Source organism: Candidatus Hamiltonella defensa 5AT (Acyrthosiphon pisum), assembly GCF_000021705.1.
Lineage (GTDB): Bacteria > Pseudomonadota > Gammaproteobacteria > Enterobacterales > Enterobacteriaceae > Hamiltonella > Hamiltonella defendens.
The window spans coordinates 892,511-909,684 of record NC_012751.1 but is presented as its reverse complement, the minus strand read 5'-3'; the positions used below and the strand labels follow the sequence as shown (position 1 = coordinate 909,684).

Below are 17,174 nucleotides of genomic sequence, written 5' to 3'. Positions count from 1 at the left end.
CTACCCCGTAAATGGCATAGAGAGCGCAACCCGGCCCCCGGTCGTGCCTGTCGTCTGCGTTTGTTGGTGAGTACGAGGATCAACCATCGTGACTTCAACCTGTAGTTTGGTGTTAGAAAGCCCCTCCCGAACCGCCTCGGCAATACCCTGGCTGTGATCCTGGCTTTTACTGTTATTCACCGTCGATGTACTGGATTTACTGTTGTTATTGACTGTGGAGGTGTTAGAAACGTTGTTGTTTTCCGTCCTGTTCTGAACCTGGCTAACCGGCGCGCCGCTAATGACGGATTTAACCTGTTCTGAGGACCACGGGTTGTTACCTTCCTGGTTAAACAGGGCGGTTAATACGCGCGCTCTTAACGCGGGATCTGTGAGATTCAATTGATCGCCTGGGTTCACCCCAAGCTCCCGACTGGCTCCCGATATCATGGCGCGTGTATTGTTCCCGTCTGAAAGTGGGGAGGCAGTGCTAATGATTTGCTCTATTGTCGTCAGAGGCCGATTCCCTGCGGCCTTGCTTTGCCCGGTGTAATACAGCATTAACTGGCGATCAGCGGCATCAATGCCCACCTCGGGCGTCTCAAATTTTGCAAACAGGGCAGATCCACCAGCACCAGGCTCCATCACCGCGCCTTGCTGGCGAGCATAGTTAATATTCCACGGGTTATTATTCCGCACTGACCGTGCGCGCGGGTTAACACCGGCACTGGGCTGGCCAATATTTACCCCCTGATAACTGTTTACACCCGTTGAATTTGGGCGTTGCAGCGCAACGGCCAGATCGCTCGCCAACTGATTGGCCATTTCTTTAGGACCGTAATACGCCTGGAATTTCTCACGTAGACCATCCGTCATAACCCCAAAATCCATCGCCGTTTTTTCGGTGATGGTCAGCGTCTTATAAAATTCAGGGTCGTTATATTCCTTTCTCAGCTGTTGAGACTCATCCCCTCTTGTTACCCCCAAAGCGTGCATTAATGCAACATTATCAGGGCCATGAGTTAATATATCCGTGATGCCTTCCATGCCATCTTTAACTGAACCATCGGACAGCAGCAGGCTGTAAAAACCGCCTCTGGTTTTTTGTTTCAAACCATCCCATGCAGCGCCCATTTCATTGATAGCGCCATTGATGCCAGTGAGATCGTCATTTAGCCCATCAGGAACAGTCAGCCCAAAATCTTTAGACTGACTCATTAACTCATCAAAATTACCCGTCCTGAGTAATTTTAAGCTATTAGCATCAAGGCCCAACCTATCGGAGACTTTTTTCTGATTCTGAGAACTTAAAGCCGGAAATACCCTGGACAGATGACGCATCGTCCCCGTTAAATCAGCGGTTCCATCATTATTTTTAGCAATCTGGGCGCCTATTTGATTAAGAAGAGATAACGTGTCGTGACTTCTTCCCTGGAGAGCGTCATTAAATACACCATAAAGTCCCTCAACAGATTGTTTAGCCGAATCGGCATCCATACCCAAAATTTGCATCGCACCGGATAACTGAGTGAATTTCTCAACGCTTAATCCCGCGTTCTGTGCAGACGTAGAGAGTTCTTGCGCACTTTTACCCGCTTCTCTCATGCCCGTCACCGTTTTATACATCCCTGCGGCAGCGGCACCAATGCCAAGAGATAACCCACCCACCATTTTTAATGGGGGGACCATATCGCCAATTAACTGAACACCCTCTTTAGCAAAGGTATTCAACCCCTTAAATTGTCCTGTAATAGATTCCAGACCATTTAAAGTGTCTTGCCCTCCAAGTTTTAACCCTCCTTTTAATTTATCTAACGGCGGGTAGAGAGACTGCACTGAGCGAATAATATGATCAATTTGCTTTGATGCATCATCATTGGCTACCAAATCAAAATCGAACTGTTCACCCATGAACTCCCCCTCCCATGCGTTTCATTTGTAAGTACCAGAATAAAAAACGGCGGGCGGGTAATTTGCCCGCCTCATAAGGACCCCAGTGATAAAAATGTGTCACTTCGGCTACTGCGTTCCCCCAAACGATGGCGGATAACGCAAAAAATCCAGTAGATATTTCTCCGCTTTCCTATAATCACGGTAATTCATACTCTTGATTATATGATGATTCCAGACTATCCAGAAAAGCCAAATCGTTAATGACTGTTGCCATCATTAATTCTCCGTAACCGAAAGACCTTCCCATTTAACATCAAACTTCGCATCTTCGGAATCCACTTCCTGCTCATCAACGGTCCACATATGACTACCAATAATAGTTTTACCGTTGGCTAACTGAGCAACTACAGTGACGTTGGTTTGATTGTTAAATCCAATAACAGACGTTCCACGACTGTCACGCAATGACATTGAAATAGACCCTGCTGAGGGTTTTTCTTTGTAACCGTGAACTCCATCCATTCCGGTCAGTGTTTCACGTTTAACGCGAGTGGGTTTATATTTAAACGAACCCTCGACCATCACTGTTAAACCATCAACAGTGACATAAGCGGTCCCCGCGAGTAAACCGGTTGTATCAGCCATAACAGATCCTTAAATATCATGATGATGGTTGTAAGCGGAATTGCGCCAAAACAGCGAAAATACGTAACTGATTAATTAATACACCATCCCAGAGAACATCAACACGACTGGGATTCTTCTCGTTCTGCTCAACCATCAGACCAGCAGCAAACCCCTTGCTATCCTGAACAACGTAACCTAATATCAACGAACGCTTTCCTTTCTTCTTACCTGTTAGGGGCTGGTACTTCTTCCGCTGCCAGAAACCTGACGCCTTTGGGGTTGAGCAAAGCTTTACCGCCAAGGTGCCGTGTGCCGCCAAACTCCTCGGGGGCCAGATATTCGGCGGCCGTGGGCCTGATCAATACCTTGGCTTTCAGGTTGGTCTTTCTGGCCGCTTTGGATGCTACAGAGTTAACAGTAAAAGGCGTTGGATTATCCAGCCTGCTTTACAGGTTGTCCTTTTGCGCCTCCTGAATCTTACGCGCCGTACTGGTCAACGCTCGCGCTGTCGCAAAAGGGATCTGCTTTTTGAGGGCCATTAATTGGCGCTCAAGATCTTTTAGATGAACCATTAAATGGTTTTATCTCCCCATACTTTCCAGCCACTGCATCGGCATAAATTGACGGCCCTCATTATTTTTGAATCTTATTCAAACAGACCTGCCTCACATAATTCTGCAAGCCTGTTATTTGCTGCCCGGCGATGTCGATTCTGTTTCGGAGGAGGAAATAATCCCGTTGAGTGGCGTCAGCAAGTCGGGGGGGGTGGTATTGGTGGACAGGTCGTGACAGGTTGCCTTGACACGCAACCGGCGACGGCCATCAGCCACATCCCGCTCAAGCTGGGCAACAAGATTTTTATTATGTTCCAGTGCTTTGGTGTGTTGTGCATCCAGTTGTGACACCGTCTTTATCTTCTGGCGAAGCTGTTTAAGAGAGGCCTGATGCTGAACGAGCTCTAAAACGGCTTTTTGAAGGGCCTGTTCAGACTGCTGATATTGATGACGATAATAGACAGCGACACTGAGCAGTGAAGCCAGTAATACCATTATCATCCCAGGGATTGTCCAGCGCATCAGGCGGTGACTCTGTGTGGCGCTTTCATCAGAGACAGTTCAACCGCTTCAAACCGCGCTTTCTCCTGTTGACGTCGTGCCATTAATCCCCGTAATGCGACTTTTTTGCCTTTGACCGTGCCATAACACCATTTAGGGAACTCGGCCGCCGCGCCGGCTTCATCGCCCGCGTTCAGCTTTCCAAGCAGCGTTGAGTGAGCAAACGCCTTCACCCCGATGTTAAACAAAAGAGAGCCCAGCGCGTCAAATTGATTCTGCCTCACCGTCACCTTGAGCAAGATATCAAGTTGAAGACAGATGAGGGTGATATCTTCACGCAAAAAAAGCCTCTGCCTGCCCGGGGGGCATTGTGTCACCGGCCTTCACGCCTGCGGTATGCCCGTAGCCGATTGTCCATTTGTCTGCACTGCATTGATAGGCAGTGAGCTTAAGCCCCTCAAACGCCTGGATTCGTGCGATGCCTTCAGGGCTGATGTCCATGGGTTACTCTCCATTCTTGCGCTGAGTGAATGATTGGATGCGCGCGCGGATGTAGTCTGTGCCCACATAGCCGATATAAATGGCCAGCACCTGCGGGGCGGAGGCCGGCAGGGTGCCGTGAAACAGGCCTTCGACCATCATCAGGAGGGGTTGACTAAAAAACGCCAGCGTACTGCAGGACAACGCATCGAGTAATCGCCGGCTCCAGGCATGTTTTCCCCACGCATTGCGCCACAACGAAAACAGGGCGGCGAGGCTGGCGTAGCCAAAGTCGGCTTGATGACCCCGAATCCAGGCCAGCAACGCAACCCAGAATCCAGGCTCTTTCTCAGGCATGGTCATAGGGGGAGAACATCATGAAATAGGACGACCCTTTTTTTGAGGCATATTTGAGACAACAAAAAGCCTCCACCGAAGTGGAGGCTCTGTGTTTTGTTTGTAACTACTGTAGTATGGGGCGATTATGTGGGGTCACGGGGACACAGTCAAGTACTTTTTGTGGCTTTTTTTGAATGGCATTCCCCACTTCTCACCTGATTTATTTCTTTATGCGCTAACAAAGGTGAGGGGGTTAATTATGCTATACGCAAAATATGAAGAAGTATTTGTAGGAATAGAGCATATATCCACACCAGAAAAACCAGAAATACCTTCTTTTAATAGTAAATAGTCATTCCCTTCATTGGCCGATAAATTGAAAAAATCCAGACCATTTTTTTTCGCCTCCTCTGCATCCATTATCAAACATTCGTACTTCGGTTTTTCCAATTTTTGCACGTTGATATTTAGCATGGTTTATTGTCCTTATTTTGTTAAAAAATCTAAAAAATTTGATGAATCAACAGATTCCGCTCGATTTTAATCTACATTTCAAAAAATTAAAAACGATTAATGAGGATTAAAATACATTTTTTAACTTCAATATGGGGATTGTCTCAATTTGCGTGAATTTTGCTTTAACATTTAAGAGGGCATCGACTTGACCTGCGATATAGGCTTCTGAACGGGTTAAATACCCTGAGATAGATTTATGGTCTCGTTTGAGGGCGCGCCCTATCGCCCGACAAGACACCTTGCCTCGATAACAGGCCACGATAATATCGTAACCCAGCGAATCAAAATGTTTGAGCCTCGCGACCGCCCGGTCCACAATCTGGGCTTCGTTATCGGGCAGCATCGGCCGGATATCACTACTGGCGATCGGTACAGGCCAGGATGACACGGGATATTCCGTCCCCACACGGGTTCCTGCCCAATGGCCCCAAGCGGTTAATCGATATCGAATCTCTTTCATACCGCTGCCTCCTCGATGTACTGCTCAATCACCACCACACATTTTCCGCCTTTGATATCGCTGTGAGGGTCCTTTTTCTTCACCGTCATCACTCTGACCTAGGCGTCATCGGACCAAATCCCTGCCTTGGTCAACGCATCCAACACCCCCTTGGGATAATTATCCACGTCTCTCACCCGTTTGTCCGGCAGATGTGTGAGCGCTACGGAAACGTCGCCAGGGAATGAACGATGACCCTGTTTCATGGACGATTTGGCGACTTCGATGGCCGTCAATCGCTGAAACCGTTTCGCCGCCTCGCTTAAGTAAACACGACGAGCTGTGCGGACCCAGTAGTGATTCACACTGGGCGGAAAAGGCAGTTCAATTCTCATGCTCACCGCCACAGGGGATTGAGCATCGAGGCCGGTGTCTTCCGATGAAAACGACGTTCTGGCAGAGACACCACCACATCCCACAGGGTCATATCCTCGTTCAGATATTTTTTCATTCGATACCCTCTCTGCTGATAGTGATGCGTTAAAAAATCGGCTTCCTCCTGACTGATGCCCGTATAACGGAAGGGGGTTTTAAAATCCGCGCTCATGCTGCCCCTCGAGGGAAACCTGAGTATTGTAAACACGCAAGTGTGAGGTGATTGCTGGATGTTTTTGTGGTCTGCGACATGGAAGAATACAAAGGTGTCCCCTAGAGACGAAAATCCCTAGGATGACTCACCGAATAGCCTTTGTTCAGGTGCAAAAGTGCACTTTAAGGGGAAGTCAAGGAAAGTGGTTATAAACAATGAGCGGTTCTTTAAAGCTCGTTTTGATAATAATGAATAATATTCAGAAAATTTATATTTTCTTCATCATTCATTGAATCAATAGTAGAAAAAATCATGCAAAAAACAGTTAATACTACAAATAGTCCAGCGATTCATCATCACACACCAACATCAAAACCTAATAAACTCAGTCGGTTCTTAAAGGCTTTACGAAAGGTATCTAATGATATTTGCACCCGTTTCGTAGATTTATTTCGTTGTTGTTTTTCTAAAACCCCTAAAAACCCTCAAGGGCAAGCGAAAATTGACGAAAATGACAGGGCCGAAAAGCTTGAGAAAATACTACAAAAGATTTCTGCACGTAAAATTCAACAATACTATAGAGCACATGTAAAAAGAGTAAAAGAAGCCCCACCAAATGATTACGGAATTGTAAGTAGTCAACCTTATGACGGTACAAAACCAGAACACATAGGTAGAACCTATCATTTTCAGATAAAGAAAGATGGTCAAAATCAAAAAAAGATATTACGTGTGATGTACTCTCCAACTAAAGGGCCAGACTCACCTATGGAAGGCGGTTTTAAATCTATTGATAGAATAGATAAAAAATTTGTTAGACTTAAAATAGTTAAAGGTGATTCATTTAGAAAAGAAATTAATAACAACGATGATTTAGAGGGTACGTCAACTGTAATACTTGGTATAGCGGTTGATTCTGACACAATGATTGCTCGTTTTGGAGGTGATAGTCTTAGTGATTACCTCCAAAATATAAGTTCTATTAATCCTGCTCATTTTGAAAATGCCGTAAAAGATTTACAGACATTACACAAAAGAAACACCTACCTAATTGACATAAAGCTTGCCAATCTAACTTACGACGGGAAAAATGTTAATTTTATTGATGTAGATAATAGGGTAAGAATAGATCCAAAAAAACCAAATATCACTAAATTTAATATAACCCTTTATTATACCACAACAAAATTATTACGGGTTTTAATTCCCGATTTTTTTGGTGATGGTTCCGGCTCTTTTTCTCTTGGGCCTAAGACAGATGCAGAAAAAAAATCTTACTTCAAAGTATCTGATGAGTACGCTTTTCTTTTAGCGATGATAATAGCCACCTCAAAAAAAGATGACCTTAAAAGAGCATTTTATGGTCGTAATGTAGGTGTAAAGAAGAATCGCGAATTTCATGGAGTAATGAATAATGACAATCAATCTTACTTCCGTAATTGGATTCAGGCGCATGTAAAACCAAAATTTCATTCAAATATTGCAAGTATCTTAAGAGATCCTTATGAGTATGCCCAAAAATCATCAAATCCTCCATATTTGTCGGACATGTTATTATTTAAGGGTTCTATGCTGAAAGGAGTTTGTAGAAATTTTTGGGTCAATAGCAGTATGTGATGAATGGTTATCTGCTCACCATAAATTAAATCATCATGAGTTTCTTATTACCCGTCATGCGATAGATGGTTTTTTTGAATAAGATTCTCACTCCAAGTCTCAAAACAAATGACCTTGAGCATGTCCGATAATATTCAAGACCTGCCTTCTGTACAAACCATATTTGAGGGCCAGATGATTTTTCCGCGTGCCAGGCGACCACACAGGACCCATCCGCCCCCTTGAGCGAAACGTGCGGGCCAGTGCTCTGTCTCTGCATAGGTTTGACAGACGTGCAGGCACTGTCTGGCCTGTGCATTCGCCGGCTGATTCAAAACAGGCATGTTCAAAACGGGGCGTTAATGTGAGCCTGTTTGAGCAAGGTGTGCATTCGTGCTTGTTGGGCTCTCTTTTGAGACGATAAACCGTGATAAAATGAATTGACTTTATTCCACACCCCAGGACAGCTTAGATAATCGACTGCTCTACAAGGTGTGGTTGTTTCGGACGAAAAGTGATGGCTAAAGATTTAACGAAGATATTTTAACATCAGGCCGATAGACACCACTAAAAAGCCAATCATTCCCGCCCATTTTGATCGTTAAACTTAGACCCGGTTTCTCTAATTTGTTATTCATATAGATATTTAATTTAGGTTAAAAAGAAAGTAATAAATAAAAAAGCATATATAAAGTGCACTTAGGAGTTGGGTCCATTTATTTACAAAAAAAGGTAAGTTAGCCAAACCATGGCACTGTTAACAAAGTTATTTGACTCATCAAATGAAGGGGGATTAATGAAAAAATCATTTGATATTTATTACGTATGCGACTAATAATAAAAAAATCATTTAGTTATTTAAAGTACCTCAGTATGAGGTCTTTCTAAATTTCAGGCGTTTTTATATGCATCTTAATCCATCTACTTCAAATCAGCCCTTACTTAAAAAAGACGATAAAGTTTACAATGACTCAAAAGGGAGACCTGTCGGCATCGCCACTCAAATAAACAAAGTGACCAATTGTGTCACAGACACCAAAACAGACCCCACAAAAATTCCACCCATGACACCTGAAGATAAAAGAAAAATGGACGAACTTTTCAACCGCTGTTTTGCTGCTGGGGAAGCATTATTAACCCCCAAAAAGTGATAATTTAGCGGTTATTTCACGAAATCGGTAAATAAGCGCGTTTTCGGGCCAAACAAATAAAAATACCCTTGATACTACCCCTTCGGCACTTGAGGGCAATCTATTTACCCCGCTTTGAGGTGCGCGATGGAGGGCGACGCGATAGGCTTTGGTTTTTTGAAGGTCATACCAGTAGCCATCGCCCTGCTCATTCAAAATTTTATCGAAGCACTTTATTTTGAAAAAATCAGAAAGACGCATTTTTAGGCGTGCGAGGGAAAGCAATCGCTTCACGAACATTTTCTACACCGGTGACGTAGGCGACCAAACGTTCAAAACCTAAGCCAAAACCGGCATGGGGCACGCTTCCATATCGGCGCAAATCACGATACCAAGCATAATCTTCTCTATTAAGCCCCATTTCTGTTAAACGTTGATCCAGGTTATCAAGGCGTTCTTCACGCTGTGAGCCCCCTATGATTTCACCTATTCCGGGCGCCAGCACATCCATGGCGGCTACGGTTTTTCCATCTTCATTCAGACGCATATAAAACGCTTTAATGTCCTTGGGATAATTTTTGACGATCACCGGCGCTTTAAAATGTGTCTCTGCCAGATAACGTTCATGTTCAGAAGAGAGATCAATGCCCCAAGACACGGGATGCACAAAAGAATGGTTACAGTGCCGCAAAATCTCTATCGCTTCGGTATAATCAATACGAGCGAAATCTGAAGAAATAAACTCTTCTAAACGTTTTTTGGCTTTTTTATCCACACGCTCTGTAAAAAAATCCAGATCATCTTCTCTTTCTTTCAAAATGGCCGAAAAAACATATTTCAGCATTTCTTCCGCCAAAAGCGCGACATCCTCCAAGGTTGCAAACGCGACTTCAGGTTCTACCATCCAGAATTCGGCTAAATGACGGCTGGTATGAGAATTTTCTGCCCGGAAAGTCGGGCCGAAGGTGTATACCTTTGATAAAGCACAGGCATAGGTTTCTGCATTGAGCTGACCTGAGACGGTTAAAAAAGCCTCTTTACCAAAAAAATCTTCACTAAAATCTATTTTCTGATCCGCCGTTTTTGAGATATTGGCCAAATCTAAGGTAGACACCCGAAACATTTCACCCGCTCCTTCTGTGTCTGAGGTAGTGATGATGGGTGTCGCGATCCAAAAATAGCCTTTTTCATGAAAAAAACGATGAATGGCTTGCGCCAAATGATGACGTATTCGTGTGACAGCCCCTATCAAATTCGTACGAGGGCGCAAATGTGCCACTTCGCGTAAATATTCAACGCTATGACGTTTAGGGCTCATAGGATAGGTTTCGGGATCTTCCACCCAACCTATGACCTTTAGGTGGTTTGCCCTGATTTCAAATTTTTGCCCCTTACCTTGAGAAGCAACCACTGTGCCGCTCACTTCTATTGAGCAACCGGTGGTTAAATGCAGAATGTCATCGTGATAATTTTCGAGCGAATCCTCAATCACGATCTGGAGTGTGTCAAAACAGGAGCCATCATAAAGTGCAACAAAGGAAATCCCGGATTTAGAATCCCGGCGTGTGCGTACCCAACCACGCACAATGATTGTGTGGCCAAGGTCAATATGTCCTTGTAGTACATCCACCAGGGGGACTGTTTTCATAAAATTTCTCTTATATTAGGGTATGGAAGATAGTCAAAACAGCCTTGTTTCTTTATTATCATGCGTGAAAATTGATCATATTCATTAATAGACCTGTTATAAAAAAAGGCAACGCAGGAATCACAGCCGGTCATAGGTTTGACAACAGGCCTCATCTCACAAAAGGGTTTTTATGACAAACCAGCCTCAAATAAAATACCGACAGGATTATCGTCCTCCCAGTCATCTTATTTCTGATATTCACCTTGATTTTAATCTCAATGAAAAAAAAACGAGGGTGACAGCCACCAGCCAGATACAGCGCCAAACATCGGAAGACACGCCTTTAATCCTCAATGGTGAAAACCTCATTTTAATCAGCGTGAGCGTTAATGACCAGATCTGGCCTCATTATTCCCAAAAAGACGATCACCTCATCATTGAGCAATTACCGAAGGCTTTTAGCCTGACGATCGTTAATGAAATTCATCCAGATAAAAACACGGCTTTAGAAGGATTATACCTCTCCGGGCAGACTTTATGTACGCAATGTGAATCCAAAGGGTTTCGACATATTACCTTCTTTTTAGATAGGCCCGATGTATTAGCGCGTTTTACAACGCGAATTCTGGCCGATAAAAAACGTTACCCCTATTTGCTGTCTAATGGAAATAAAATCAGGCAAGGAGAACTCAAAGATGGTCGTCATTGGGTTGAATGGGCAGATCCCTTTCCAAAGCCCTCTTATCTATTTGCGCTGGTGGCCGGTGATTTTGATGTTTTAAGAGATCAGTTTACCACTCAATCAGGCCGCTCTGTTGAATTAGCACTCTTTGTTGACAAAGGGCATTTAGATCGCGCTGACTGGGCGATGAGTGCACTCAAAAAAGCCATGAAATGGGATGAAAACCGCTTTGGTCTGGAATACGATCTCGATATTTATATGATTGTCGCCGTCGATTTCTTTAATATGGGTGCTATGGAAAACAAGGGATTGAATGTTTTTAATTCTAAATATGTGCTCGCCAAAACAGAAACCGCCACCGATAAAGATTATCTTCATATTGAAGCCGTAATAGCCCATGAATATTTTCATAACTGGACCGGCAATCGAGTGACTTGTCGAGACTGGTTTCAACTTAGCCTTAAAGAAGGCCTCACTGTATTTCGTGATCAGGAATTTAGCTCAGATTCAGGATGCAGAGCCGTTCGCCGCATTGAAAATGTGCGCCTGATGCGCTCGGCACAATTTGCTGAAGATGCCAGCCCTATGGCGCATCCCATTCGCCCCGATAAAGTCATGGAAATGAATAATTTTTACACCTTAACCGTGTATGAAAAAGGGGCAGAGGTGATCCGCATGCTGCACACCTTGTTGGGTGAATCTGTGTTTCAGGCGGGCATGAAGCGTTACATCAGCCGCCATGATGGTTGCGCGGTCACCTGTGATGATTTTGTTCAAGCGATGGAAGACGCCTCAGGGTTAGACCTGACCTTATTTCGGCGTTGGTACAGCCAATCAGGGACACCCGAATTGATCATTCGCGATCATTATGATGCTCAAAAACAGCAATATCATTTGCAAGTCTCTCAAATCACGCCGCCCACGGCCGATCAAGAAAAAAAATATCCGCTGCATATTCCGCTTGATATTGAATTGTACACAAAGAAAGGTGAAGTCATTCCTTTGCAAAACCAGGGGCAGCCCATCGACTCTGTTCTGAATGTGATAAAAGCAGAACAGACCTTTATTTTTGATTCTGTGTCTTCTGAGCCTGTTCCTTCTCTGTTGCGTGAATTTTCAGCTCCAGTCAAGCTCGATTACCCTTATACCGATCAACAGCTGATATGTTTAATGCAGAATGCTCGTAATGATTTTTCTCGTTGGGATGCGAGTCAACGTCTTTTGAATAGTTATATCAAAAAAAATATCGCTGAATTTCATGAAAACGAGCCTTTAACTTTACCATTGCATTTGATAGAAGTGTTTCGACATGTTTTACTCAATGATAATCTCTCTCCTGCATTAATCGCTGAAATATTGACGATCCCTTCAGAAAATGAAATTGCTGAGCTTTCCTGTTTCATTGATCCTGATGCCATTCATTTTGTTCGCCAAAAATGGCTTCGCTTTTTTTCAGCGTCTTTATCAGAGACACTTTGGGATCAATATCAAAAGCATCAAACCCCCATTTATCGTGTCACTCATACCGATACCGCAAAGCGGGCTCTCAAAAATATCTGCCTGCAATATCTTGCGTTTGGGCGAACCGATATCGCCGATCAGCGGGTGAAAACCCAATATCAAACATCCAGCAATATGACGGACACCTTTGCGGCTTTAACAGCGGCGGTCGCAGCCCAATTACCCTGTCGTGATTTTTTATTATCGGATTTTGAAAGCCGTTGGCATTCAGATCCGCTGGTCATGGATAAATGGTTTTTCTTGCAAGCCACTCGCCCTGAAAAGGAAGTCGTCGATAAAGTCCGCGCGTTATTAACACATCCTTCGTTTAGTTTGATGAATCCTAACCGGGTGCGCGCTTTATTAGGGGCTTTTGCTTCGTCTAATCCTGTTGTATTCCATGCCAAAGACGGCGCAGGTTACACGCTTTTTCTTGAAATTTTGACAACGCTCAATACTCAAAACCCTCAAGTTGCGGCACGCTTGATAGAACCCCTTATTCGTTTTAAGCGTTATGATTCAGTTCGCCAAAAATGGATGAAACAGGTACTGGAAAAACTCAAGGCCTTGAACAATTTATCGAAGGATCTGAATGAAAAAATTCTCAAAGCGTTAGAGGATTAATATGATTCCTGTTTCTTTTTTAAGGTGATGAGCAATACAAAAAACACGTAAAGAGCAGGTCTTCAAAACGGTAGTCAAGACTGTCGATTCGAGGCATGACGCATGCCTCACTTTGCTTTAAAAAATAAAGAGAATTTTTCATGATGGAAATCCTGCGCGGTGCGCCCGCTTTATCTACTTTTCGAATTAAAAAACTATTAGATGGCTTTCAAAATCAATGTTCGAGTAACTCGATTAAAAGTATCCATACACAATATGTGCACTTTGCACACCTCCACGAAACCCTTGATGAGCACGAAACTGCGGTATTAAAAGCCTTGCTTCGATACGGCCCTACGCATCATCAAACCGATCAGCATACAGGGCGATTATTATTGATCACGCCTAGATTGGGCACCATTTCGCCCTGGTCTTCCAAAGCCACAGATATCGCGCATCATTGTGGTTTATCCAGGGTTGCACGTTTGGAGCGAGGCGTGGCTTTTTATGTGCAAGCCCAAGAGATGACGGATTCGGATTGGGCATCGCTGATTTCGCTTTTATACGATCCGATGACAGAGCAGGTCTTGACAGATCTGAAACAAGCCCAGGCGCTTTTTGATGCGCATCCCCCTTCGGTTTTAAACCATATACGGATATTGGAGCAAGGGCGTCACGCATTAGAAAAAGCGAATACGGCATTAGGTTTGGCGCTGGCGCCTGCCGAAATCGATTATCTTTTTGAAACCTTTATGACATTGGGCCGTAATCCAAAAGATGTTGAGCTTTATATGTTCGCTCAAGCCAATTCAGAACATTGCCGCCATAAAATTTTCAATGCGGATTGGGTGATCGACGGTGTCGCTGAAGATCGTTCATTATTTGACATGATCAAAAACACGTTTTTGAAAACACCGGAATATCTTCTTTCTGCCTATAAAGATAATGCGGCCGTGATGCAGGGTTTTGAGGTGGGCGCTTTTTTCCCCTCCCCTGAAAACGCGACCTATGTCTATCATCAAAAAGAAATGCATATTCTGATGAAAGTCGAAACCCATAATCACCCGACGGCGATTTCCCCCTGGCCTGGTGCTGCCACGGGAGCAGGCGGTGAGATTCGTGATGAAGGTGCCACAGGCAGAGGAGGAAAACCCAAAGCGGGGCTGGTCGGATTTTCGGTGTCTAACCTGCGTATTCCTCACTTTGAGCAACTATGGGAAGAAAATTTTGGAAAACCCGCTCACATTGCGAGCGCGCTCAACATTATGACCGAAGGCCCGCTGGGTGCCGCAGCTTTTAATAATGAATTCGGGCGCCCAAACATTTTGGGATATTTTCGGACCTATGAAGAACAGGTATGCAGCCATAATGGCACTGAGTTGAGGGGGTATCACAAGCCGATTATGCTGGCCGGAGGCATAGGGCAGATCGCGGCAGAGCAGGTCAAAAAAGCCGAGATTCCCGTGGGAGCGCAATTAATTGTGCTGGGTGGAGCCGCCATGAACATTGGATTAGGCGGAGGCGCTGCTTCTTCTATGGTATCGGGAGAATCCGATAATGATTTGGATTATGCCTCGGTACAAAGAGACAACCCAGAAATGGAACGCCGTTGTCAGGAAGTGATCGATCGTTGCTGGCAGCGCGGCATGAACAATCCCATTTTATTTATTCATGATGTGGGGGCAGGTGGGTTGTCTAATGCTATGCCTGAATTAATCAGCGATGGAGATCGAGGGGGGATTTTTGAATTAAGAGACATTCCAATCGATGAGCAGGGTATGAGCCCGTTACAAATTTGGTGCAACGAATCTCAAGAGCGGTATGTTTTGGCGGTTTCGCCAGAAAACATGGCAGAATTTGAGGCGATTTGCCGTCGTGAGCGAGCGCCTTATGCCGTGATAGGTAAAGCGACTCAAGAAAAACACCTCTTGCTCAAAGACCGTGCTTTTAATGATGCACCGATTGATCTCCCATTGGGATTGTTGCTGGGCAACATGCCCAAAATGAAAAGAGATGTCGTGCGTTTGTCTGCGCCTGATCACGAATTCAACACAAGCGATATCTCTATTCAAGAAGCCGTGAAAAGAGTATTGCATTTACCGGCCGTTGCAGAGAAAACCTTTTTAGTCACTATCGGCGATCGTACGGTGACAGGCATGGTCAGTCGAGATCAAATGGTGGGGCCCTGGCAAGTGCCGGTGGCCGATTGCGCTGTCACTGTAGCAGGTTTTGACAGCTATCATGGTGAAGCCATGTCTATTGGGGAACGTGCGCCTGTCGCGCTGATTGATTTTTCTGCCTCGGCACGCCTGGCAGTAGGAGAAGCGCTGACCAACATCGCCGCAACCCAGATCGGTGAACTCAAACGGATTAAGCTTTCTGCCAATTGGATGTCAGCGGCTGGGCACCCGGGGGAAGACGCGGGTTTATATGATGCCGTGCGAGCCATCGGCGAAGGTCTCTGTCCAGAATTAGGGCTCACCATTCCTGTCGGAAAGGATTCCATGTCAATGAAAATGGCCTGGAAAGAAGGGGAGCAATGTCGTGAAATGGCATCGCCTTTATCGCTGGTGATCACCGCTTTTGCGCCTGTTCAGGATGTGAGACGTACGGTCACACCTCAGCTGCATCTGAATGAAAAAAACGACAATGCGTTATTTTTGATTGATCTCGGTGCAGGAAAGAACGCGCTCGGTGCCACGGCGCTGGCTCAGGTCTATCGGCAACTGGGAGATCATACCGCGGATGTGCGTAACACATCCCAATTAGCTGCGTTTTTTAACGCGATCCAAAAGTTGGTACAGGCACAAATGCTCCTGGCGTATCACGATCGTTCAGATGGGGGTCTATTCGTGACTTTGGCGGAAATGGCCTTTGCGGGTCATTGTGGCCTGGAGATAGACATTCAATCACTGGGCGAAGATGCCTTGGCGGCTTTATTTAATGAAGAACTGGGGGCAGTCATTCAAATTGCGGCCCCTCATCGATCGGCAGTCAAGCACATTTTTTCAGAATATGGTTTGGCAGATCTCGTGCATGACTTGGGCCACGCAATCCCAGGAGAAGCGTTTGTGATTCGTCAAGGTCTAAAAACGATATACAGTGAAAAACGTGGTACTTTACGCCGCTGGTGGGCTGAGACGACCTGGCAAATGCAGCGTTTACGAGATAATCCAGATTGCGCAGATCAGGAGCATCAAGCGAAACAAAATGAATCGGATCCGGGTTTAAACGCTAAACTGAGTTTTGATCCTGGTGAAGATATCACTTTGCCTTACATTGGATTAAAAATAAAACCCAGAGTGGCGGTATTAAGAGAGCAAGGCGTGAATTCCCAGGTTGAGATGGCCGCGGCTTTTCATCGTGCGGGTTTTGAGGCTGTTGACGTGAGGATGAGCTCCCTGATTTCTGGCGAGCAAGATTTAAGCGCTTTCCAGGCTATGGGCGTCTGTGGGGGGTTTTCTTATGGTGATGTATTAGGCGCTGGAGGGGGCTGGGCCAAGTCGATTTTATTTCATCCAAAAATAAAGGCCGTATTTTTTGATTTTTTTCATCGCTCACAGACGCTGGCGTTAGGGATCTGTAATGGATGCCAAATGCTTTCACATTTAAAAGCGCTGATCCCGGGTGCGGAACAGTGGCCAAATTTTGTAAATAATGTGTCGGAACGTTTTGAGGCGCGTTTGAGTTTGGTCAGAGTAGAAAAAAGCGCTTCTTTATGGATGAAAGGCATGGAGGGCTCACATATGCCGATCGCCGTTTCGCATGGTGAAGGAAGGGTTCAAATCAAAGATCAGGCGCATTTAGAGGCCTTGGAGAACGAGCATCTGGTGACGTTACGCTTTATCGATCATTTCGGGCAAACGACGCAGCAATATCCCGCCAATCCTAATGGTTCGATGGGTGGCATTACGGGTATCACAAGCAAAGATGGCAGGGTCACCGCCATGATGCCACATCCAGATCGGGTTTTTAGAACGGTCACGCACTCTTGGCATCCTAAAGCGTGGGGAGAAGACAGCCCTTGGATGCGAATTTTTCGTAATGCCCGTAAGGAATTAGCGTAATTTGATTTAATGAAATAAAATGAGTCATTTAATGTCAAATTAAGGTTAA

14 protein-coding genes and 2 pseudogenes are annotated in these 17,174 nt (G+C 45.0%); 4 read left to right on the top strand and 12 right to left on the bottom strand.

The window, feature by feature from the left end; all coding sequences use genetic code 11:
* The 11 genes and pseudogenes from HDEF_RS04245 to HDEF_RS04200 form a co-directional block, all read right to left on the bottom strand.
* A complete protein-coding gene (locus HDEF_RS04245; RefSeq protein WP_015873428.1) occupies positions 1–1,890 on the bottom strand; it encodes a hypothetical protein in 1,890 nt (629 codons plus the stop codon).
* Positions 1,891–2,148: 258 nt separating this feature from the next.
* Complete coding sequence (locus HDEF_RS04240) at positions 2,149–2,517, bottom strand: phage tail tube protein (protein WP_015873426.1); 369 nt, start codon at positions 2,515–2,517, stop codon at positions 2,149–2,151.
* Between the two features lie 16 nt (positions 2,518–2,533).
* Positions 2,534–2,813: pseudogene (locus HDEF_RS13740) on the bottom strand (hypothetical protein); the annotation flags it as partial.
* A 319-nt stretch (positions 2,814–3,132) separates the two neighbouring features.
* A pseudogene (locus HDEF_RS13735) lies at positions 3,133–3,548 on the bottom strand (lysis protein).
* A 26-nt stretch (positions 3,549–3,574) separates the two neighbouring features.
* Entirely contained in the window at positions 3,575–3,895 is a 321-nt protein-coding gene (locus HDEF_RS04225) for a glycoside hydrolase family protein (RefSeq protein ID WP_320408676.1), read from the bottom strand.
* On the bottom strand, positions 3,888–4,055 hold the full coding sequence (locus tag HDEF_RS13625) for a lysozyme (RefSeq protein ID WP_320408675.1): 168 nt from the start codon (positions 4,053–4,055) through the stop codon (positions 3,888–3,890). The genes HDEF_RS04225 and HDEF_RS13625 overlap by 8 nt, the downstream gene beginning before the upstream one ends.
* A gap of 3 nt (positions 4,056–4,058) precedes the next feature.
* Complete coding sequence (locus HDEF_RS04220) at positions 4,059–4,397, bottom strand: phage holin, lambda family (protein WP_015873424.1); 339 nt, start codon at positions 4,395–4,397, stop codon at positions 4,059–4,061.
* Between the two features lie 204 nt (positions 4,398–4,601).
* A complete protein-coding gene (locus HDEF_RS04215) occupies positions 4,602–4,847 on the bottom strand; it encodes a hypothetical protein (RefSeq protein WP_015873423.1) in 246 nt (81 codons plus the stop codon).
* Positions 4,848–4,953: 106 nt separating this feature from the next.
* Complete coding sequence (locus HDEF_RS04210) at positions 4,954–5,349, bottom strand: antiterminator Q family protein (RefSeq protein ID WP_044612276.1); 396 nt, start codon at positions 5,347–5,349, stop codon at positions 4,954–4,956.
* A 98-nt stretch (positions 5,350–5,447) separates the two neighbouring features.
* Positions 5,448–5,723 carry a RusA family crossover junction endodeoxyribonuclease gene (locus HDEF_RS04205; RefSeq protein ID WP_015873419.1) on the bottom strand — a complete coding sequence of 92 codons (276 nt, stop codon included), beginning with the start codon at positions 5,721–5,723 and terminating at the stop codon, positions 5,448–5,450.
* A gap of 2 nt (positions 5,724–5,725) precedes the next feature.
* Positions 5,726–5,935, bottom strand: a complete 210-nt coding sequence (locus HDEF_RS04200; RefSeq protein WP_015873418.1) for a hypothetical protein — start codon at positions 5,933–5,935, stop codon at positions 5,726–5,728.
* A 294-nt stretch (positions 5,936–6,229) separates the two neighbouring features.
* Between HDEF_RS04200 and HDEF_RS04195 the strand changes: the two genes are divergently transcribed.
* Both HDEF_RS04195 and HDEF_RS04185 read left to right on the top strand, forming a co-directional pair.
* Positions 6,230–7,534, top strand: a complete 1,305-nt coding sequence (locus HDEF_RS04195) for a hypothetical protein (RefSeq protein ID WP_015873417.1) — start codon at positions 6,230–6,232, stop codon at positions 7,532–7,534.
* An 884-nt stretch (positions 7,535–8,418) separates the two neighbouring features.
* Entirely contained in the window at positions 8,419–8,664 is a 246-nt protein-coding gene (locus HDEF_RS04185; RefSeq protein WP_015873413.1) for a hypothetical protein, read from the top strand.
* Positions 8,665–8,890: 226 nt separating this feature from the next.
* On the opposite strand, the gene asnS is transcribed toward HDEF_RS04185, so the two are convergent.
* Positions 8,891–10,291: an asparagine--tRNA ligase gene (gene asnS / locus HDEF_RS04175; protein WP_015873411.1), complete on the bottom strand. Its 1,401-nt coding sequence runs from the start codon at positions 10,289–10,291 to the stop codon at positions 8,891–8,893.
* Between the two features lie 172 nt (positions 10,292–10,463).
* Here asnS and pepN point away from each other — a divergent pair, with 172 nt between their 5' ends.
* Both pepN and purL read left to right on the top strand, forming a co-directional pair.
* A complete protein-coding gene (gene pepN / locus HDEF_RS04170; RefSeq protein WP_015873410.1) occupies positions 10,464–13,079 on the top strand; it encodes an aminopeptidase N in 2,616 nt (871 codons plus the stop codon).
* A 143-nt stretch (positions 13,080–13,222) separates the two neighbouring features.
* Positions 13,223–17,125 carry a phosphoribosylformylglycinamidine synthase gene (purL, locus tag HDEF_RS04165; protein ID WP_015873409.1) on the top strand — a complete coding sequence of 1,301 codons (3,903 nt, stop codon included), beginning with the start codon at positions 13,223–13,225 and terminating at the stop codon, positions 17,123–17,125.
* Positions 17,126–17,174: the final 49 nt, after the last annotated feature.